The following is an 18,997-nucleotide window of genomic DNA, read 5'->3' on the forward strand; positions in this document are numbered from 1 at the left end:
CACACGATGCACGCGCCCGAACAGGGACACAACACGGAACGCGGGAGACCAGCGCATCCAAAACCGTTCGGGATACGCGCAGTGCCGGGCAGTGGGTCCAAGACTCACTCCTGCTCACTGATTAGGAACGGTTGTCTCCTCGGCCACGATCAGGGCCCTTGATGCATCGGCGCCGGTTGACTGCGGACCGTGTTGCCCTCAACGGCCGGGTTGATCAGGGCCCTTTGGCGAGCAACAGCTGAGAGCTGAGGGTGTGGTACGCCCATTGCTCCCACTTGGCCGGTGGCCACGCGCGGTCGCGGGTGAGGAGCAGGAAGAGCTCCGGGCTGAGGACGGCGTAGATGATGTCCGCCGCCTCGGCGGCGGGGATGTCGGGGCGGGCGCCTGGCTTCTTCGTCAGGGACTTCGCCGCGGTGGAGATCACTGTGTACCGCGGGTCCGCCTGATCCGGCCACAACTCTCGGATCTCCGGGTTGGTCGCTGTCGCGGCGCGGACCATCTCGTCGATGGGCGCGACGCGTTCGAGTGTTCCGCGGGTGCCGGCGACCAGTGCGGCCAGTGCGGACTCGGCGGCAGGCGCCGTCATGACTTCCGCGAACCAGGGCCGGTCCATCGTCGACACGGGTTCGTCGTCGCCCGCGATCGCGACGTCGACAAGTTCCTTGAGCAGCGAGGGCTTGTTCCGAAAGACGAAGTAGATCGTCTGCACCGCCACGCCTGCCCGGTCGGCGATCTCCTGCAGCTTGGTCGCCCCGTAGCCCTGCTCGACGAAGAGTGCGCCGGCCGCCTCGATGATCCGTCGCCGCGTCTCCTGGGCTTTGCTGCCCTGCTTCCCCTTGCCCTCACGCATGACTGGAGTCTATATCTAGAGTTGAACTCTAGAGTCGGACTCTAGTCAGGGAGGAAGTGCCGTGCACACCATCGCCAACCGGCAGCAGGCAGAGGCATGGAACGACTGGGAGGGCATCCACTGGGCCGAGCACCCCGAGCGTTATAACGGGATGATGGGTGCGTTTAACGCACCCCTGTTCGCCGCCGCAGGCATCGAGGCCCGGGACCGGGTCCTCGACGTCGGCTGCGGCACCGGCCAGACGACGCGCCTTGCGGGGCAACGGGCATACAACGGGAACGTCGTGGGAATCGACCTGTCCGCGCCGATGCTGGAACGCGCCCGCCGTGACGCAGCCACGGAAGGTCTTGGCAACGTCACCTTCGAGCAGGGCGACGCACAGGTACATTCGTTCCCCGACCGCGGATTCGATGTCCTCATCAGCCGCGGTGGTGTCATGTTCTTCGCCGACCACGTCGCAGCCTTCACCCATCTTGGGCGTGCGCTCGTGCCGGCCGGCCGCGTCGCGTTCCTCGGCCCGCAGCCCGCGGGCCCGGACAGCAGCTACGCCCGTGCGACCGCCGCACTCTCACCGTTCCTGCGCGAGGCATCCCCCGCTTCCAGGGGTATGGGGTCGCTCCTCGACCCCGCGCGCATCCGCCAAGTGCTCGCCGCCAGCGGGTTCACCGACATTGAGGTGGCTCCGTTCGAGGCGCCCATGACCTTCGGCGCCAACGCGGGCGAAGCCGCCGACTTCCTCTTCTCCATGGGCCCGACGCGCTACAACCTGCGCGATGTCGACCCGGCAACCATCACGCGTATCCGTGCCGAAGTGCTTGACGCACTTGCGGAGTTCGAGACCGCGGACGGTGTCTGCATCCCCGGTGCGGTCTGGATCGTCACGGCGACTCGGGACCGCATCGCGTCGAGCAAGTGACGCATTGTTCCAGACGTGATCAGCAGGGGGCCCGGCGGGCGAAGAGCCCTGCGCACCGTCTTGGGCGGCACCCTGCAGGGGCTTGACCCCGAGCAGGTCATCCGCCTCGGCTTCGCCCGTTACGAGGCTTCGGGCCGGTGATTCGAGCCTGGTCCTCTCGAACCGGACCTCGTTCGGGGGCTGTTAACCTGCGGCGATCCATTCTTCCTTTACCGGACTCATACCAGTCCCTCACCAACAAGAGGTTGCGCATGCGCGCAGGCAGATCCGGCTTCGCGGTCATGGTCGCGGGAACGCTCGCTCTGGGGGCATTCACCGCGCCGTCCGCGCAGGCGGCGGACACCGGCGTCAAGGTGTCGAACCTGGTCCTGAACAAGGGCAAGTCCATCATCGTGGGTACGTCCGCAGAGGTCACCCCCACATTCACGTACCACGTGTCGTGGCCGTCCGGTCTCAAGCAGTCCGACGTGAACACCTCCCTGTACCTGTACCACGACACCACCCCCGCCAAGGCCTCGGAGCGTGGGGCCATCTACATGGGCCTCACCGCCTGTGGGACCGGCTCCGTGGCAGCCGACTGCGAGGGCACGCTGTACATCGACCCGCGATACACCCTCGACTCGAACAACGACGCCACGACCTGGAAGAGCGCCGTCTGGGTACGTATCTGGAACGCGAAGGGCGGGCTCAAGAGCGAGGAGTATCTGCCTCTCTCGCCCACCGTGCGGGTCAAGCGTGCGGCGAAGGTCACCGTCGACGCCTCGCCCGAGCCCGTCGCCAAGGGCGGCAAGCTCACCGTCACCGGCAAGATCACCCGCGCGGACTGGGTGAAGCACACGTACACCGGCTTCGGTGGCAAGGCGGCCAAGCTCCAGTTCCGCAAGGCCGGTACCAGCACGTACAACACGGTCAAGATCGTGAAGGCGAGCTCGACCGGTGCCCTGAAGACCACGGTCACCGCCTCCGTCGACGGCTACTGGCGCTGGACCTTCGGTGAGACGAACACGACCGGCGGCGCGACCGCGGCCGGCGACTACGTCGACGTCAAGTGACGGTCTCCTTTCCCCGGACCGAGCCGACCCGGTAGCCCCGGGGCGGCGCGCCGGGCGCGGGCGGAGAGGCGGGGCGGGGCGACCGTTTGGGCTCCTCTGACTTGTTGCTATGAGATGACTGACATGCGCCCTGTTCGCTCATGTGCTCGGGGGTGTCGCTCGTGGGCTCGGGGGTGCCTGCCAGAGCGCCTTTGCGTCTGCGTCCCGGTTTACGCTGCGGTGCGCTGCACCCGCGGCCAGGGAAGCCTTGATGTCTTACTGCAATCAGCTGAACACTTACGGTGAGCGCAGTCAGTTGGCTGCGCCGCCGAACAGACTCGTCGGACATGTACATTGCGCGTCTTGAGCGTCCCGGCTGCTTGCCAAGGGATCCGCTGCTGGGCGCTGCCGTGTGCGTGAGGGTGGGTCGTGTCTGCTGATGGAGGAAACAGATGGCAGACATCACCAAGCTCAGTGTCCAGCTGTCCACGGCGACCGACGCGGGGGCCGGCACCAACGGCTTCGTGTACGTCGGAATCGCCGGCCGGGAGTTCCACGTGGACTCCCCCCGCAACGACTTCGAACCCGGCGACAACTACACCTACATCTTCGGCGACGGCACCAACGTGCTCGACGCCGTACGCAACGATCCGCGCCTGCCCCGCCTCGACACCGACGACCTCGACCGGTACCCCGTCTACCTCCGCTTCGAAGGCGTCGACAACGACGACGACTGGTGCGTGGAGCGCGTGACCGTCACCGTCAACCCCGGCGGCACCAGCACCAGCACCTACGACAACCCGCGCCTCGCCGGAACCGCTGCCGACCAGAAGATCTGGCTCGGCAAGCGCTTCGGCGAAGTCGTCTACCTGCGACGCATCTGACAGGCAACCCCGCAGGTGAGGCGTCGGCGTTCCTCTGTCAACTGGCGGAGGAACGCCGAACGCGTCAGTTCTCGGCCGGGCGTACCAGGTCGCTCGGGTCGGTGTTCGCCCCGCACAGCACCACGGCGACTCGCTCGCCCTCGCGCGGCCGGTAGCCGCGGCTCGGCGCCGTCGGCCCGTTCGCAAGGTCCGGAGCGGTGAGCGCGGCCAGTGCGGTGGCGGCGGCGTGCTCGACGGCGACGCGGCGGTGGTCCCACAATGCCTGGCGGGCGCGGACGATTTCGCCGTCCGGTACCAGGACGGAGCGGACGTCGTCCTGGCGGGCGGCGTGCAGGGCCAAGGCGGTGGCGCGGCGGGCGCCGAGGGCGTCGATGGCGACCGAGTCGACGGAGACGTCGACCGGGCGACCGGCCTCGATGGCGGCGTTCAGCGCCCGGCAGTTCTCCGGCTCGACGGCGACCGTTCGGATTCCGTGGTGCTGAGCGGCGGTGGCGACACCGGCGAACAGCCCGCCCCCACCGACCGAGACCACCACGGTGTCCAGACCGGGGATCCGGGCGTGGATCTCTTCCAGCAGAGTGCCGGCCCCGGCGGCGATCAGCGGGTGGTCGTACGCGTGGGCGGCGAGCGCGCCGGAGGAGGTGGCGAACTCCCCACATGCTTCCAGGGCTTCGGCATACTCAGCGCCGACCACCCGCACGTCCGCCCCGAGGTCGCGGAGCCGGGCCACCTTCACCGCCGGGGCGACGGTCGGCAGGAACACCGTGGCCCGCACGCCCTGCTGCCGGGCCGCCCATGCGCAGGCGAGGCCGGCGTTGCCGCCGGAGGCGATGGTCACGCCCGTGTCCGGCAGGGTGCCGGCTTCGCGGTGGGCCTGGATGAAGTTCTGCGCGCCGCGCGCCTTGAAGGAGCCGGTGTGCTGCATGAACTCCAGCGCGAACCAGACCTCGCAGGGCTCCTCGGACCGGGCGCCGAGGTGGCCGCCCTGAGCTGTGCGGATCGTTCCCGGGTCGACGGGGGCGACGGCGACCGGGCGGACGTGCCCGGCGATCCGGTCGGTGGCGGCCTTGATGTCGTCGTACCTGAGCTGGTGCACGTCGTTTGCTCCTGCCGAGAGAGGATCGCGGCCGGGTGACGAGTCGGCCGGTGGAACGGGTCGGGCCTCCGGACCCGGAACGGTGCGCGCTCAGGGTGCCTTGACGGCCTCGACGAACGGCGTCCAGGCGGACGCGGCGATGACAAGGGCCGGTCCTTCGGGGCGCTTGGAATCGCGGACGGGGACGACGCCGGGGTGACCGTCGGCGACTTCGAGGCAGTCGCCGCCGCTGCCGTTGCTGTGACTGCTCTTACGCCAGGTGGCGAACCCCTCAGCGACTTCAAGGCACTCGCCACCGTCGCCGTTGCTGTGGCTGCTCTTGCGCCAGGTGGCGATGCTGAGGTCAAGGTCGATGCTGGCCATGCCGGTACTCCTCAGCCGCCTTCTCGATCAGGGCGAGGGACACCTCTGGCGGCAAGGCGGCGGCCCTCAGCCGATCGTATGCCTTGTGGTACTTCACCACGATGGACGGATCGTCGATGGTCTGGCCGTGGTACGGCCCCTCGGTGTAGAGCAGTGGTGGTTCGTCGTCGAAGTCCATGAGGAAGAGCGGCAGCTCGGCGAGAGGGCGGGTGGGACCGTTCCACGGAAGGACTTGTACAACGATGCGGCAGCGCCGTACCAGGGCAGCGATATGGTCCAGTTGTTCGGCCATCTGCGCAGGCGGGACGATGGGGTGGCGCACGAGGGACTCGTGCAGGACAGCCCAGTATTCGGGCTTCTTGGGATCGTCAAAGAGCCGAGCCCGTTGCATCCGGGCATCGATCTTGGCTTCAACTTCCTCCAGCGTGTCCAACGGGTGCGCGGAGCGGTTGATCGCGTGCGCGTACGCCCTGGTCTGGAGTAGTCCCGGGAACAGAGTGTTGGACCACACTCCGATGGACCTGGCCCGGGTCTCAGCCTCCGCGACCCCGGCGAAGTACGCGGCGTGCGCCCCCTGTTTGGCCTTCCGTACGTCCTCGCACCGCCGTTGGAAGAACCCGTCCGTGCCCAGAACCCGGTCCACATGCTGTGCCAGATCCACCGGCATCCGGCGATGGCCGTGCTCGATCTCGCTCAGGTACGTGATGCCGTAGAAGCTGCCGTCCACCAGCTTCTCCAGGGTCAGGCCCGCCTCCTCTCGTTTGAAGCGGAGTTCCTTTCCGTAGAACTGCGGGACGCCCGCCGAGCCGTCGATCTCCTTGCGCGTAGCCACTCTTGACCACCTTTCGCGCTGTGCGTTGTGGAGCGGGAAACCCTTTCAAGGTAGAGCTCCGTGCGGCAGCGTGTGAGGGGTTCGTCACAGTGTGCAACGAAAGGTGGACGCCCCCTCATGGACGACTCGCAGGACACCCCCGACCACGACATCGGCTCGGCGGTCGACGCGCTCCGCGCCGCGCTCACGGCGCACGGCATCACCCTGCCCTCGCTGGGCGTCGACCCGTTGACGCTCGCCTGGTGGGCGCCCCGGCCGCCGCTCGTCGCGCTCGGCAACTGCAATGCGGCCACCGCGCGTCGGCTGGCCGAGGTGCTGCGTACGGCGGCCGGTGGATGAGCCCGTTGCCGATCGCGGTGGACCTGCTCGCGGTGCCGAAGGCCGTGCCTGAAGTGCGGCACACCCTGCGGGAGCGGTGCGCGGGTGCGGATTGGCCCGATCTGCTGCTCTGCGTCAGTGAGTTGCTGACCAATGTGATCGTGCATCTCGGCGAGGGAACGCCGGTCACGCTCCGGGTCAGCGGCACGTGCACCGGTCGTGTCCGCGTCGAGCTGAGCGATCCCGAACCGTGTGCCTGGCCGACGATGCGGAGCGCGGCGGGCGGTGACGAGTCGGGGCGGGGGCTGGCGCTCGTGGACGCGTTGGCGCTGCGGTGGGGGGTGGACCGAGGGATGCGGGGCAAGACGGTCTGGTGCGAGCTGGCGGCGCCCACCGGGTGGGACCGGGCGGTGGATGAGCCGGTTGCCGTCAGTTCCGGCGGGCCGGGAGCGGGGGGCGGCCCGTCCGCGCCGGCCCGGGATCGCGCGGACGGGTGAGGGGGCGAAGGGTGTTCACCGAAGGGTGAGCAGGGTCTCGGATTCGACGTGGGTCAGCTTCGCGGGGTTGCGTACGTAGTAGAGGCCGGTGATGCGGGCGTTCTCGACCAGGGGTGCCAGGACGCCGTCGATCTCGCCGTCCAGGCGCAGCACGAGTGCGGGGTGGCCGTTGACCACGGTGGGGCCGACGGTGAGTACGCCTGTGGCCTTGCCCGAGCCGCCGACGATGAAGCGGGCCACCGTGTCGGCGCCGATGACCGGCCGCCGCGCGGCCTGCTTGACGCCGCCGCCGTCACTCATCAGGACCACCTCGGGGGCGAGCACGTCGAGGAGGCCTTGCAGGTCCCCGGTTTCGAGCGCGCGCCGGAACGACTCCAGTGCCGCCCGGGTCTCGCTCGCCGAGACCGCCGCGCGGGGGCGGCGGGCGTCGACGTGACGGCGGGCGCGGTGCGCGATCTGGCGGACGGCCGCGGGACTCTTGTCGACGGCGGCGGCGATCTCGTCGTAGTCGACGTCGAAGACCTCGCGCAGCACGAAGACGGCGCGTTCCGTCGGCGACAGGGTTTCGAGGACGAGCATCAGGGCCATCGACACGCTCTCGGCGAGCTCGACGTCCTCGGCCACGTCCGGCGCGGTGAGCACCGGTTCGGGAAGCCAGGGGCCGACGTACGTCTCCTTGCGGCGTGACAGCGCGCGCAGGCGGTTGAGCGACTGGCGGGTGGTGATCCGGACCAGGTACGCGCGCTGGTCGCGTACCTGCCCCGGGGCGACCCCGACCCACCGCAGCCAGGTCTCCTGGAGGACGTCCTCCGCGTCGGCCGCCGATCCGAGCATCTCGTAGGCGACGGTGAAGAGCAGGTTGCGGTGGGCGACGAAAGCCTCCGTCGCCGGGTCGGTGGCGTGGTCGTCGCGGTCGTCGTTCACGTCTCGCCTCTCTTCAGCTCTCGGCTACCGGCTCTCGGCTCTCAGGCCGCCCGTCCGACGGTGGCCGGTGCCGCCTTGCCGCGATCGGGCCGCGGAGCGCTCTTGCGCGCCTCGTTCACCAGCTGCTTGACGGTGGACTTGCAGATGAACTCCTTGAGCTTCGCACCGGGGCGGCCGCCCAGGTAGAACCAGTTCGCGTGGTCGTCCAGGGAGGCGAACTGGAAGATCCCGGTGCGACGGCCCAGGCTGATGCACTGCCCGGCGAACCGCACGGTGAGGGGCGCGGGACGCTCGCCCGCGATCCGGCTGAGCACCGTGCGGGCGGCGCGCGTGCCCAGCTGGCCCGCGGCCTGGCAGCTCATCCGGAACGGTGTGTCCGCCGGTGCCGCCGCGTCCCCGGCCGCGACGATGCGCGCGTCGTCCACGCTCGTCAACGTCTCGTCCGTGAGCAGGCGGCCCACGGCGTCGGTGCTCAGCCCGCTGCGGGCAGCCAGGTCCGGCACGCCGAATCCGGTGGCCCAGACGGTGACCCGGCTGGGGAGCTCGCGGCCGTCGTCGAGCCGTACGGCATCGCGGGTCACGGCCGCCACCCTCGCGCCGGGGCCTTCGAGCACGGTCACACCGAGTTCGGCGAGGGTCCGGGCGACCGAGCGCCGGCCCCGGGGGTGCAGATACGGGCCGAGCACCTGGCCGCAGACCAGGGTCACGGCGCGGCCCTCCTCCGCCAGTTCGGCGGCGGTCTCGATGCCGGTCGGACCGGATCCGACCACGGTCACCGGGGCCGACGCGGGCGCGGCGTCGACGACCGGCCGCAGCCGCCGCGCTTCTTCCAGGGTGGCGATCGGGTGGGCGAACTCCGCCGCGCCGGGCACGTCCGGTTCGGCGCTGCCGCTGCCCACCGCGTAGATCAGGTAGTCGTAGCCGACCGTGCCACCGGTCGTCAGTGCCACGCTGCGACCGGCCGCGTCGATCGTCGCCACGCTGTCGACCATCAGCCGGATGTTCTCGGCCAGGACTTCCCCGTAGTCGACGACCGCGTCATGGGTGCCGCCGACCAGTTGGTGGAGGCGGATGCGTTCGACGAAGTCGGGGCGCGGGTTGATCAGCGTCACGGACACGTTGTCGCGGTGTGCCAGGCGGTTGGCCGCGGTGACACCCGCGTAACCTCCGCCGATCACGACCACGTCGGTGTTCTTGTCCATGTTCTTGTTCATGGTGTCTCCGTCCGTTGCCCGGTTTCGGCATCAAGACACCGGACGGAGGACCGCTGTGACATGGCGTGAGACAGATCACTCGCGTGGGAACGGGCACGGGAGCGGGGGCCGGCGCGGGGTGGCCGCTTCGTCCTTCCCCGCTGTGGGCGGTTCTCTATCGCGGCGGCAGGGGCGGGCGCCGCCGGTCCGGGACGTTGTCGTACGTCGGCGGGGTCGCCGCCGGATGCGCGGCGAGCAGGTCCAGCGCCACCCGTACTCCGTCGTCCAGTACCGCGTACCTTCCCTCGGCCCAGTCGAGCGGGGTGCGCAGCGCCTCCAGGTCCGGTTCGACACCGTAGTTCTCGATCGACCAGCCGTACGTGTCGAACCAGGCCGCGTTCATCGGCACGGTGATCACCGTGCCGTCGCCCAGCCGGTGCCGCCCGGTCATGCCGACCACGCCGCCCCATGTCCGCTGGCCCACCACCGGGCCGAGCTTCAGCAGCCGGAACACGGCGGTGATCATGTCGCCGTCGGAGGACGTCGCCTCGTCGGCCAGGGCGACCACCGGGCCACGGGGTGCGTTGGAGGCGTAACTGACCGGCTGGGCGTTGCGGGTCAGGTCCCAGCCCAGGATCGTGCGGGTGAGCTTCTCCACCACCAACTCGCTGATGTGACCGCCCGCGTTGCCGCGCACGTCGACGATCAGGGCCGGGCGGGAGACCTCCATGCGCAGGTCCCGGTTGAACTGGGCCCAGCCCGAGCCGCCCATGTCGGGGATGTGCAGATACCCGCACTTGCCGCCGCTCAGTTCCCGTACGACCTCACGGCGTTTGGCCACCCAGTCCTGGTACCGCAGGGGGCGTTCGTCGACCAGCGGGACGATCGCGACCCGGCGCGAGGGGCCTGCGCCGTCGGCGGGCCGGAAGGTGAGTTCGACCGTGGTGCCGCCCGCCGCGGCGAGCAGCGGGTACGGGCCGGCCACCGGGTCGACCGGGCGGCCGTCGACATGGGTGAGGACCGCGCCCTCCCGGATGCCCGTACCGGCCAGCGGGGAACGGGCCTTGGAGTCGGAGGAGTCGCCGGGCAGGATGCGCCGGATCGTCCAGTCGCCGTCCCGGCACACCAGGTTCGCGCCGAGCAGCCCGATCGCGCGCTGGTAGTGCGGCGGGCCCTCGTTGCGGCGGGCCGGTGAGACGTACGCGTGCGAGGTGCCCAGTTCGCCCAGGACCTCGCGCATCAGATCGGCGAACTCGTCGGGGGAGGCGACCCGTTCGACCAGCGGGCGGTACTGGTCGAGCACGCCGTCCCAGTCGATGCCGCACATGTCCGGTTCCCAGAAGTACGCGCGGATGATGCGGCCGGCCTCCGCGTAGGCCTGCCGCCACTCCGCCGGGGGGTCGACGTCGTGCAGGATGCGGCGCGCGTCGATGTAGACCGTCGTGTCGCTGTCGGCGATCTCGGTGGCGGGGACGGCGCGCAGCTCGCCCTCGTCCATCACGACCAGCCGGGTCGCGTCGCCGCTGACCGCGAACGAGTCCAGATGTCCGACGAGTTCGGTCTTCCTGGCCTTGGAGATGTTGAAGTGTTCGAGCGTGGGACGGCCCGACATGTCCGCCGGGTTGGCGAACGTCTCGCCGAGCGCGCCCGAGATCGGCCAGCGCAGCCAGACGAGTCCGCCGCCGCTCACCGGATGCAGGGCCGAGTACTTCGACGCGGAGACCGGGAACGGCGTCACGCGGTTCTCCAGACCCTCGAACTCCACCGTGACCGTGGACGGCCCCTCGCCCGTAACGGCGTCGACGACGTCGTCGGCAGGGTCGAGACCGCCCGCCGCCGGGCGCCCCTCCGGGGACAGGGCGAACGGGGAGGGGGTCGCCGAGGAGAGCGGCACCAGGTAGGGGCGGCAGCCCAGCGGAAAGGAGAGGTCCCCGGTGTGCACGTCGTACACCGGGTCGAAGCCCCGCCAGGAGAGGAAGGCGAGGTATCGGCCGTCACCGGTGAAGACGGGATTCTCGTCCTCGAAGCGGCCGTTGGTGACATCGACGATCACCGGTGATCCCGTCCCCAGGATGCGGGCCAGTTTGATCTGGCGCAGCGAACGGCCGATCCCCGGGTGGGACCAGGTCAGCCAGGCGCCGTCCGGGGAGAACGCCATGTCGCGGACGGGGCCGTTGACGGAGCGGATCAGTTCCACGGGCTCGCCCGTGGATGTCTCCTCGTCGGTGTCCAGGAGCAGCAGCCGTCCGTCGTTCGTGGCGATGGCCAGGCGTTCGCCGTCCGGGTCGGCGATCAGTTCCTGGACCCTGCCGACCTGCCCGGAGGCCAGCCGGCGCGGCTCGCGGTCGCCGCTGGCGCGCGGCAGGTACGCGATCTCGATCGCGTCCTCGCCCTCCGCGTCCGTGACGTAGGCGACCTGGCCGCCGCTGCCGAGCATCTCGGGCAGCCGGACCCGGACCCCCGGGGTGCCGGCGATCGTCCGGGCGGGGCCGTCGCGGTGGGTGAGCCAGTACAGGCTGCCGCGTACGCAGACGGCGCTGGCCCGGCCCGTCTCGTCCACGGACAGCGAGTCGACGTTGGTGGCGGCCGGCACCTGGTACGTACGCCGTCCGGCGCGCGGCCCGCCGAGCCGTACCTCCAGCTTGCGCGGCACCGCGTCGGGCGAGGCCAGGTCGTCCACCAGCCACACGTCGCCCGCGCACTGGTAGACGACCCGGTGGCCGTCGCTGGAAGCGTGCCGGGCGTAGAAGGCGTCGTGGTCCGTGTGGCGGCGCAGATCGCTGCCGTCGGGCCGGCAGGAGTACAGGTTGCCGACACCCTCGTGGTCGGAAAGGAACGCGATCCGGCCGCCGACGAACATGGGCGAGTCGAGGTGCCCGCCGATGTCCGGGAGCAGCCGCTTGCCGTGCAGCCACAGCCGGCCCATGGCGCCGCCCCGGTACCGCTTCCAGGAGGCCGGTTCGTGCGGTGGCTTGCCGGTCAGCAGCAGGGTGCGCCGCTCGCCGTCGATGTCGGCGACGGCGATGTCGGAGACGGGCCCCCAGGGCAGCTTGCCGCCGGGGCTGCCGTCGGTGGGGACGGCGTAGGCCCAGGAGACGTGGGAGAACGGCTGGTTGTGCGAGGACACGGCGAGGATGTGCGAGGCGTCCCCGGGGTCGGGGGTCCAGCCGCACACCCGGGCGTCCGTGGACCCCCAGTAGGTGAGCCGGCGCGCCGGGCCGCCCTCGACCGGCGCGAGATGGATCTCGGGGTCGAGGCTGCGCCAGGTCGTGTAGGCGATCTTGGTCCCGTCGGGCGAGAACCGTGGATGACTGACCCTGGTCCGGTCGACGGTCACCCGCCAGGCGCGGCCGGGCCGCTGCCCCTCCGGGGCGAGGGGAGCGACCCAGAGGTCGTCCTCTGCCGCGAAGCAGAGCAGATCGTCGTGGAGGTGCGGGAAACGGAGATACGCGACATCGTCACTCACCCTTCAATGCTTTCCGCGTGCGGGGGCCCCGGCAACTTGTGGTGCGGAACACAAGCGAAACGATTTCGTTTCGCTGGGCGGACGGGGTACCGTCGATGTGTACGAAACAGTTTCGTTCGATTGACTGATGTACGAGACTGAGAAGCGGGAACGAGAAGCGGGAACGAGAGGTCGGCACATGGCGCGCACCAGGCTCACGCCGGAGCGTGAGAGCGAGCTGTACGCCGCCGTGCTCGACCTGCTCCGCGAGGTCGGCTACGACGCCCTGACCATGGACGCCGTCGCCGCCCGTACCCGTTCCAGCAAGGCCACCCTCTACCGCCAGTGGGGGAGCAAGCCCGAGCTGGTCGTGACCGCCCTGCGGCACAACAAGCCGATGTCCCTCGCGGAGATCGACACCGGCTCGCTGCGCGGCGACTTCCACGCCGCGCTGAGCCGCAGTGACGACTGCCAGATGGAGAAGAACTCCGCGCTGATGCGGGGCCTGAGCCATGCCGTCCACGACAATCCCGATCTGCTCCAGGCCCTGCGCGACCTGCTGATCGAGCCGGAAGTGACCGGCCTCGACACGCTGCTGCGCCGAGCCGTGGAACGGGGTGAACTGCGTCCGGACAACCCGGCGCTGAAATACGTACCGCACATGCTGGTCGGCGCCTTCGCCGCCCGGCAGCTGGTCGAGGACCGCCCCGTCGACCAGGCGTTCCTCATCGACTACGTCGACTCCGTGATGCTCCCCGCGCTCGGAGTCTGACCCCCAGTCCCCTTCGCGCGACCCGTCCCCTTCGCGCGACCCGTCCCCTTCGCACGGCCCCCTCCCCAAGCCCCACCTGACACGCCGCTCTCGTCGTCGGGCTGGTTCCACACGCCCTTTTCCACTCACACGACCTGACCGGGAGTACGCCTCCGTGGCCACATTCCTCTACAAGCTCGGACGGCTCGCCTTCCGGCGCCGCCGCTATGTCGCCCTGATCTGGGTGGCACTGCTGGCCCTCGCCGGATTCGGCGCGGCCTCCGCGTCCACCGCCACCTCCAGCTCCTTCTCCATCCCGGGTACGGAGGCGCAGAAGGCCTTCGACCTGCTGGAACAGCGCTTCCCCGGTGCCAGCGCCGACGGTGCGACCGCGCGGGTCGTCTTCAAGGCCCCCGACGGCCAGAAGATGACGGACCCGGCGAACAAGGCCGAGGTGAACAAGATCGCCGGCGAGCTGAAGTCCGGCTCGGACCAGATCGCCTCGGTCACCGACCCGTACACCGGGAACGCCGTCAGCAAGAACGGGTCCACGGCGTACGTCTCCGTGTCCTACAAGGTCAACTCCATGGAGCTGACCGACGGGACGCGCAGCGCTCTGGAGGACGCGGGCCACGCGGCGCAGAAGAGCGGGATGACCGTGGAGATCGGCGGTGACGCGCTCCAGGCGATGCCGGAGACCGGGGTCACCGAGATCATCGGTGTCGCGATCGCCGCGGTGGTGCTGGTCATCACCTTCGGCTCGCTGATCGCCGCCGGACTGCCGCTGCTCACCGCCCTGATCGGGGTCGGCATCGGGGTCTCGACGATCACGGCACTCGCGAACGTGCTCGACCTGGGCTCCACCACCTCCACCCTCGCGATGATGATCGGCCTCGCGGTCGGCATCGACTACGCGCTGTTCATCGTCTCCCGCTACCGCGCCGAACTGGCCGAGGGCCGGGAGCGCGAGGAAGCGGCCGGGCGGGCCGTCGGCACGGCCGGTTCCGCGGTCGTCTTCGCCGGTCTCACCGTCGTCATCGCGCTGGTCGGCCTCGCCGTCGTCAACATCCCGATGCTCTCGAAGATGGGCTTCGCCGCGGCCGGTACGGTCGCGATCGCCGTCCTCATCGCGCTCACCCTGGTCCCGGCCCTGATGGGCTTCGCGGGCAAGCGGGTCATGGGACGCAAGGCGCGCAAGGCCGCCGAGGCGGAGAGCGGGTCCGAGGCTTCGAACCGGCCCGAGGCTTCGAACCGGCCCGAGGCGAAGCCGAACATGGGCACCCGCTGGGCGCGGTTCGTGCTGCGCAGGCCGGTGTGGGTGCTGCTGGTCGGCGTCCTCGGCCTCGGCGCGATCGCCGTACCGGCCGCGTCCCTGGAGATGGGCCTGCCCGACGACGGCTCCCAGCCCACCAGCACCACCCAGCGACGCGCCTACGACCTGCTCTCCGACGGCTTCGGCCCCGGCTTCAACGGGCCGCTGATGGTGGTCGTCGACACCGCGCACAGCTCCGACGGCAAGACCGCCGCCAAGCAGGTCTCCGACGAGATCTCCGGCATGAAGGGCGTCGTCGCCGTCACCCCGGCCCAGTTCAACAAGGCCGGCGACACCGCGATGATCACCGTCGTCCCGAAGGACCGGCCGAGCTCCACCGAGACCGAGAACGTGGTCCACGCCATCCGTGACGCGGGCAAGGACATCAAGTCCGACACCGGCGCCGAGGTCCTGGTCACCGGTTCCACGGCGATGAACATCGACTTCTCGCAGAAGATGAACGACGCGCTGCTGCCGTATCTGGCGCTCGTCGTCGGCCTGGCGTTCCTGCTGCTGATGCTCGTCTTCCGGTCGGTGCTGGTGCCGCTGAAGGCGGCCCTCGGCTTCCTGCTCTCGGTCGTGGCGGCGCTGGGCGCGGTTGTCGCGGTCTTCCAGTGGGGCTGGCTCGGCTCGCTCTTCGGTGTCGAGCAGACCGGCCCGATCATGTCCATGATGCCGATCTTCATGGTCGGTGTGGTCTTCGGTCTGGCGATGGACTACGAGGTCTTCCTCGTGACCCGGATGCGTGAGGCGTACGTCCACGGCGAGAAGCCCGGCCAGGCGATCGTCACCGGCTTCAAGCACGGCGCCCGGGTCGTCACGGCCGCGGCCGTGATCATGATGGCGGTCTTCGCCGGCTTCATCGGCTCCAGCGAGCAGATGATCAAGATGATCGGCTTCTCGCTCGCCATCGCCGTCTTCTTCGACGCGTTCGTGGTCCGGATGGCGATCGTGCCCGCGGTCCTCGCCCTGCTCGGCAGGCGCGCCTGGTGGCTGCCGCGCTGGCTGGACCGGCTCCTGCCGAACGTGGACGTGGAGGGCGAGGGGCTGCGCGAGCAGCTCGGCGAGAAGCCCGACGCCGAGGGCGAGCGTGAGCCGGCCCTCGTCTGAGCCGGGTCCGTCGTCCCGGACGTGCGGTCCGGGACGGCGCGGTCGGCGCGCGGAGCCTTCGGGGTCCGGGGCCGGTCCGTAGAGCCTCCGGGGTCCGCGTCTGAGCGGAGCGCGGCCCCGGACGCGCCGGTTACCTGTGGGGACGGGGGACCGGGGCAATGACGGAAGCCCCCGTGCGAGCGGCACGGGGGCTTCTGCCATGCGTGTGCGTGGGTGTGGGTGTGTGACCGTCAGGCGCGTGTCGCGTCTGCTCCGGATCACGCGGGCGCGTGGGTACCGACGCCCTCGTCGTCGACGTTCTCGTCGTGCGTACGGTGCAGGAACCGGATCAGCGGCGCGTTGTCGAACTGCACCACCTCCACGCCCTCCTTCGAGCGGATCTCCACGACCAGCTGGGTCCGTCCGCACGGCCACACCCGGATCCCGCCGCGTTCGGCGGGGGCGAGCAGGCCGCGCTCCAGCAGATCGCGGCTGAACGACCAGTCGATGCCGCCGGGGAAGGCGACATGGACGGTACGCGGGTCCTTGTCGGCGTCGTACAGCAGGTCGACCGGCACCGCTGGGAGGTCGGGGGTGTCATTGACGAGCCAGGCTTCGGCCTGCTCGTGGATCACGGGGGGCATGGGCCGACTCCTCCTTCTGTCCACCTTCGCTCTCCAATGTTGCATATTTTCCCCAAACGGCGCGGCGAGGCCAGCTGTGACGTACCCGCTCTTGCGAAGCGTTTGCAACAAGGCCCTATCATTGAGCGGTTCACGACACCGCCCGCAGCAACGCGGCATCGCAGGAAGCGGAGCCCCTCCGTGCATGTACCCGACGGATTCATCAACGCGCCCGTCTCCGCCGCCGCCGGGGTCGTCGCCGCGGGTGCGGTCGCCGTCAGTCTGCGGGGCGCCCGCCGGGAGCTGGACGAGCGCACCGCGCCGCTCGCCGGTCTCGTCGCCGCGTTCATCTTCGCCGTGCAGATGCTGAACTTCCCGGTCGCGGCGGGCACCAGCGGGCATCTGCTGGGCGGGGCGCTCGCCGCCATCCTGGTCGGGCCGTACACCGGGGTGCTCTGCATATCCGTCGTCCTGCTCATGCAGGGCGTCCTGTTCGCCGACGGCGGGCTCACCGCGCTCGGTGTGAACGTGCTCGACATGGGCATCACGACCACCGTCGTCGCGTACGCCCTCTTCCGCGGTCTGGTCGGCGTGCTGCCGCGCACCCGGCGCTCCGTGACGGTCGCGTCCTTCGTCGCCGCCCTGGTCTCCGTACCGGCCGCGGCCTGCGTCTTCACGCTGATCTACTGGATCGGCGGCACCACCGACATCCCGATCGGCAAGGTCTTCACCGCGATGGTCGGCGTCCATGTCCTGATCGGTATCGGCGAGGCCGTGATCACCGCGCTGACCGTCGGCGCCGTCATCGCCGTACGCCCCGACCTGGTCCACGGCGCCCGCGGACTCACCGCCCCGCTCAAGCTCCGGGTCGAGGGCGAACTCGTCGACGCCCCCGCCCGGCAGCCCGTCGCCCCCGTCGCCGCCCGCTCCACCAAGGGCGTCTGGGGCACCGGTCTGATCACCGCCGTCGTCCTGGCGGGCTTCGTCTCCTTCTACGCCTCCGCCAGCCCCGACGGCCTGGAGAAGGTCGCCGCGGACCAGGGCATCGACAAGAAGACCGAGGAGCACGCGGCCAAGGACTCCCCGCTCGCCGACTACGGCGTCAAGGACATCAAGAACACCCGCGTCTCCGGCGGTCTCGCCGGAGTGATCGGCGTCGGTGCCACGATCGTGGTCGGCAGCGGGGTCTTCTACGTGATCCGTCGCCGCCGCGCCACGGAGGCGACCGTCGGAACGCCGCGCACCGGGGAAACGGTCTGACATGGGCGCCGGACACGCACACAGGCTCTACCGGCACGGGCACTCGCCGGTCCACGACCTGCCCCCGCACTGCAAGCTCGCCGCCGCCTTCCTCTTCGTCGTGGTCGTCGTCTCGACACCGCGCGAGGCGATGTGGGCGTTCGCGCTGTACGCGGTACTGATCGGCGCCGTCACCGCGCTGGCCCGCATCCCCGCGCTCTACCTGCTCAAGCGGCTGCTCATCGAGGTGCCGTTCGTGGCATTCGCGCTGCTCATGCCGTTCGTGGTGCCCGGCGAGCAGATCCATGTCCTCGGTCTCTCCGTCAGCGTCCCCGGCCTCTGGGGCGCCTGGAACGTCCTCGCCAAGGGCACCCTCGGCGTCGCCGCCTCCGTACTCCTCGCCTCCACCACCGAACTGCGCTCGTTGCTGCTCGGCCTCCAAAGGCTCAGGCTGCCGTCGCTGCTCGTCCAGATCGCCTCCTTCATGATCCGGTACGGCGACGTGATCACCGACGAGATGCGCCGGATGTCGATCGCCCGCCGCTCCCGCGGCTTCGAGGCGCGCGGGATACGGCAGTGGGGTGTGCTGGCCAAATCGGCCGGCGCGCTCTTCATCAGGTCGTACGAGCGCGGCGAACGCGTCCACCTCGCGATGGTCAGCCGCGGCTACGCGGGTTCCATGCCGGTGATCGACGAGGTGACGGCCTCCCGGACCCAGTGGGCGCACGCCGCGGCACTCCCCGCCCTCGCCCTCGTCATCTGTCTGTTGGGATGGACCGTATGAGCATGCCCACCGCCCCCGCACCGTCCCTGGAAGTCAGCGGACTCGCCTACGCCTACCCCGACGGCCATCAGGCGCTCTTCGGGGTGAACCTGACGGTCGCCCGAGGCGAACGCGTCGCCCTGCTCGGCCCGAACGGAGCCGGCAAGACCACTCTCGTCCTCCATCTCAACGGCATCCTCGACGCCGGCGCGGGCACCGTCCACGTCGCCGGTCTCCCGGTGGACAAGCGCAACCTCGCCGAGATCCGCCGCCGCGTCGGCATCGTCTTCCAGGATCCCGACGACCAGCTCTTCATGCCCACCGTCCGCGAGGACGTCGCCTTCGGGCCCGCCGCCTCCGGGCTGCGCGGCGCCGCACTGGAGGAACGCGTCACCGACGCGCTGCGGCAGGTCGGCATGGAGGAGTACGCGGACCGCCCGCCGCACCACCTCTCCTTCGGCCAGCGTCGCCGCGTCGCCGTCGCCACCGTCCTCGCCATGCGGCCGGAGATCCTCGTCCTGGACGAGCCGTCCTCCAACCTGGACCCGGCCTCGCGCCGCGAGCTCGCCGACATCCTGCGCTCCCTGGACGTCACCGTGCTCATGGTCACGCACGACCTGCCGTACGCCCTGGAGCTCTGCCCGCGCGCGGTCGTCCTGAGCGAGGGCGTCATCGCCGCCGACGACCGCACCCAGGACCTGCTCTGCGACGAGGAACTGATGCGCACCCACCGTCTGGAGCTGCCCTTCGGGTTCGACCCGCGTTCCGTGACGGTGAACATGGGGTTGTGACTCACTCATGCACACTGGCTAGGAACGGTGACCCGCCCCGCGTCCGACCTGCGACGGGATGCACCATGGGGGGATGAGCG

The 18,997-nt window shown here is 70.1% G+C and carries 18 protein-coding genes; 10 read left to right on the forward strand and 8 right to left on the reverse strand.

Translation table 11 applies throughout. The features are described 5' to 3' along the window. Positions 1-214: 214 nt before the first annotated feature. Positions 215-850 carry a TetR/AcrR family transcriptional regulator gene (locus tag ACF1B9_RS21110; RefSeq protein WP_391743163.1) on the reverse strand — a complete coding sequence of 212 codons (636 nt, stop codon included), beginning with the start codon at positions 848-850 and terminating at the stop codon, positions 215-217. Positions 851-911: 61 nt separating this feature from the next. Here ACF1B9_RS21110 and ACF1B9_RS21115 point away from each other — a divergent pair, with 61 nt between their 5' ends. From ACF1B9_RS21115 to ACF1B9_RS21125, 3 genes are all read left to right on the forward strand, one after another. Then, the gene (locus tag ACF1B9_RS21115; protein ID WP_391743161.1) at positions 912-1,766 is read left to right on the forward strand and encodes a class I SAM-dependent methyltransferase; all 855 of its coding nucleotides are present in this window, start codon (positions 912-914) and stop codon (positions 1,764-1,766) included. Positions 1,767-2,017: 251 nt separating this feature from the next. After that, on the forward strand, positions 2,018-2,818 hold the full coding sequence (locus ACF1B9_RS21120; RefSeq protein ID WP_391743160.1) for a hypothetical protein: 801 nt from the start codon (positions 2,018-2,020) through the stop codon (positions 2,816-2,818). Between the two features lie 431 nt (positions 2,819-3,249). Continuing rightward, a complete protein-coding gene (locus ACF1B9_RS21125) occupies positions 3,250-3,681 on the forward strand; it encodes a PLAT/LH2 domain-containing protein (RefSeq protein ID WP_391743159.1) in 432 nt (143 codons plus the stop codon). Between the two features lie 64 nt (positions 3,682-3,745). Here the strand turns inward: ACF1B9_RS21125 and ACF1B9_RS21130 are convergent, their stop codons facing one another. The 3 genes from ACF1B9_RS21130 to ACF1B9_RS21140 form a co-directional block, all read right to left on the reverse strand. Next, positions 3,746-4,777 carry a threonine/serine dehydratase gene (locus ACF1B9_RS21130; RefSeq protein ID WP_391743158.1) on the reverse strand — a complete coding sequence of 344 codons (1,032 nt, stop codon included), beginning with the start codon at positions 4,775-4,777 and terminating at the stop codon, positions 3,746-3,748. Between the two features lie 90 nt (positions 4,778-4,867). Then, entirely contained in the window at positions 4,868-5,140 is a 273-nt protein-coding gene (locus ACF1B9_RS21135; RefSeq protein WP_391743156.1) for a DUF397 domain-containing protein, read from the reverse strand. Further along, the gene (locus ACF1B9_RS21140; protein ID WP_391743154.1) at positions 5,121-5,972 is read right to left on the reverse strand and encodes a helix-turn-helix domain-containing protein; all 852 of its coding nucleotides are present in this window, start codon (positions 5,970-5,972) and stop codon (positions 5,121-5,123) included. Before ACF1B9_RS21140 ends, ACF1B9_RS21135 begins: the two co-directional genes overlap by 20 nt. A 117-nt stretch (positions 5,973-6,089) precedes the next feature. Here ACF1B9_RS21140 and ACF1B9_RS21145 point away from each other — a divergent pair, with 117 nt between their 5' ends. Both ACF1B9_RS21145 and ACF1B9_RS21150 read left to right on the forward strand, forming a co-directional pair. Beyond that, on the forward strand, positions 6,090-6,311 hold the full coding sequence (locus ACF1B9_RS21145) for a hypothetical protein (RefSeq protein ID WP_391743153.1): 222 nt from the start codon (positions 6,090-6,092) through the stop codon (positions 6,309-6,311). Next, on the forward strand, positions 6,308-6,787 hold the full coding sequence (locus ACF1B9_RS21150; RefSeq protein ID WP_391743152.1) for an ATP-binding protein: 480 nt from the start codon (positions 6,308-6,310) through the stop codon (positions 6,785-6,787). Before ACF1B9_RS21145 ends, ACF1B9_RS21150 begins: the two co-directional genes overlap by 4 nt. A gap of 15 nt (positions 6,788-6,802) precedes the next feature. Here ACF1B9_RS21150 and ACF1B9_RS21155 read toward each other — a convergent pair whose 3' ends face one another. The 3 genes from ACF1B9_RS21155 to ACF1B9_RS21165 form a co-directional block, all read right to left on the reverse strand. Next, positions 6,803-7,711, reverse strand: coding sequence for an RNA polymerase sigma-70 factor (locus tag ACF1B9_RS21155; protein WP_391743151.1), 909 nt, complete (start codon positions 7,709-7,711; stop codon positions 6,803-6,805). Positions 7,712-7,752: 41 nt separating this feature from the next. Next, complete coding sequence (locus tag ACF1B9_RS21160) at positions 7,753-8,913, reverse strand: NAD(P)/FAD-dependent oxidoreductase (protein ID WP_391743188.1); 1,161 nt, start codon at positions 8,911-8,913, stop codon at positions 7,753-7,755. A 166-nt stretch (positions 8,914-9,079) separates the two neighbouring features. After that, positions 9,080-12,370, reverse strand: a complete 3,291-nt coding sequence (locus tag ACF1B9_RS21165; protein ID WP_391743149.1) for a S41 family peptidase — start codon at positions 12,368-12,370, stop codon at positions 9,080-9,082. A 178-nt stretch (positions 12,371-12,548) separates the two neighbouring features. Between ACF1B9_RS21165 and ACF1B9_RS21170 the strand changes: the two genes are divergently transcribed. Together ACF1B9_RS21170 and ACF1B9_RS21175 are read left to right on the forward strand one after the other, a co-directional pair. After that, a complete protein-coding gene (locus ACF1B9_RS21170; RefSeq protein WP_391743148.1) occupies positions 12,549-13,121 on the forward strand; it encodes a TetR/AcrR family transcriptional regulator in 573 nt (190 codons plus the stop codon). 154 nt (positions 13,122-13,275) lie between these two features. Then, entirely contained in the window at positions 13,276-15,522 is a 2,247-nt protein-coding gene (locus ACF1B9_RS21175; RefSeq protein WP_391743147.1) for an MMPL family transporter, read from the forward strand. 257 nt (positions 15,523-15,779) lie between these two features. On the opposite strand, the gene ACF1B9_RS21180 is transcribed toward ACF1B9_RS21175, so the two are convergent. Further along, positions 15,780-16,145 carry an SsgA family sporulation/cell division regulator gene (locus ACF1B9_RS21180; protein ID WP_391743146.1) on the reverse strand — a complete coding sequence of 122 codons (366 nt, stop codon included), beginning with the start codon at positions 16,143-16,145 and terminating at the stop codon, positions 15,780-15,782. Between the two features lie 180 nt (positions 16,146-16,325). Here ACF1B9_RS21180 and ACF1B9_RS21185 point away from each other — a divergent pair, with 180 nt between their 5' ends. From ACF1B9_RS21185 to ACF1B9_RS21195, 3 genes are read left to right on the forward strand one after another with little or no spacing between them, the layout of a single operon-like run. Continuing rightward, positions 16,326-17,384, forward strand: a complete 1,059-nt coding sequence (locus ACF1B9_RS21185) for an energy-coupling factor ABC transporter permease (protein WP_391743145.1) — start codon at positions 16,326-16,328, stop codon at positions 17,382-17,384. A gap of 1 nt (position 17,385) precedes the next feature. Beyond that, positions 17,386-18,147: a cobalt ECF transporter T component CbiQ gene (cbiQ, locus tag ACF1B9_RS21190; protein WP_391743144.1), complete on the forward strand. Its 762-nt coding sequence runs from the start codon at positions 17,386-17,388 to the stop codon at positions 18,145-18,147. Continuing rightward, positions 18,144-18,917: an energy-coupling factor ABC transporter ATP-binding protein gene (locus ACF1B9_RS21195; protein ID WP_391743143.1), complete on the forward strand. Its 774-nt coding sequence runs from the start codon at positions 18,144-18,146 to the stop codon at positions 18,915-18,917. The genes cbiQ and ACF1B9_RS21195 overlap by 4 nt, the downstream gene beginning before the upstream one ends. Positions 18,918-18,997: the final 80 nt, after the last annotated feature.

Origin of the sequence: Streptomyces sp. NPDC014727, from assembly GCF_043083485.1 — a bacterium.
Classification (GTDB): Bacteria; Actinomycetota; Actinomycetes; order Streptomycetales; family Streptomycetaceae; genus Streptomyces.

Bases quoted from the DNA above. Each gene is read 5' to 3' on its own strand.
- ACF1B9_RS21150 (WP_391743152.1), top strand. From the start codon at position 6,308: ATGAGCCCGTTGCCGATCGCGGTGGACCTGCTCGCGGTGCCGAAGGCC.
- ACF1B9_RS21160 (WP_391743188.1), bottom strand. From the start codon at position 8,913: ATGGACAAGAACACCGACGTGGTCGTGATCGGCGGAGGTTACGCGGGT.
- cbiQ (WP_391743144.1), top strand. From the start codon at position 17,386: ATGGGCGCCGGACACGCACACAGGCTCTACCGGCACGGGCACTCGCCG.
- ACF1B9_RS21135 (WP_391743156.1), bottom strand. From the start codon at position 5,140: ATGGCCAGCATCGACCTTGACCTCAGCATCGCCACCTGGCGCAAGAGC.
- ACF1B9_RS21170 (WP_391743148.1), top strand. From the start codon at position 12,549: ATGGCGCGCACCAGGCTCACGCCGGAGCGTGAGAGCGAGCTGTACGCC.
- ACF1B9_RS21195 (WP_391743143.1), top strand. From the start codon at position 18,144: ATGAGCATGCCCACCGCCCCCGCACCGTCCCTGGAAGTCAGCGGACTC.
- ACF1B9_RS21180 (WP_391743146.1), bottom strand. From the start codon at position 16,145: ATGCCCCCCGTGATCCACGAGCAGGCCGAAGCCTGGCTCGTCAATGAC.
- ACF1B9_RS21120 (WP_391743160.1), top strand. From the start codon at position 2,018: ATGCGCGCAGGCAGATCCGGCTTCGCGGTCATGGTCGCGGGAACGCTC.
- ACF1B9_RS21125 (WP_391743159.1), top strand. From the start codon at position 3,250: ATGGCAGACATCACCAAGCTCAGTGTCCAGCTGTCCACGGCGACCGAC.
- ACF1B9_RS21145 (WP_391743153.1), top strand. From the start codon at position 6,090: ATGGACGACTCGCAGGACACCCCCGACCACGACATCGGCTCGGCGGTC.
- ACF1B9_RS21110 (WP_391743163.1), bottom strand. From the start codon at position 850: ATGCGTGAGGGCAAGGGGAAGCAGGGCAGCAAAGCCCAGGAGACGCGG.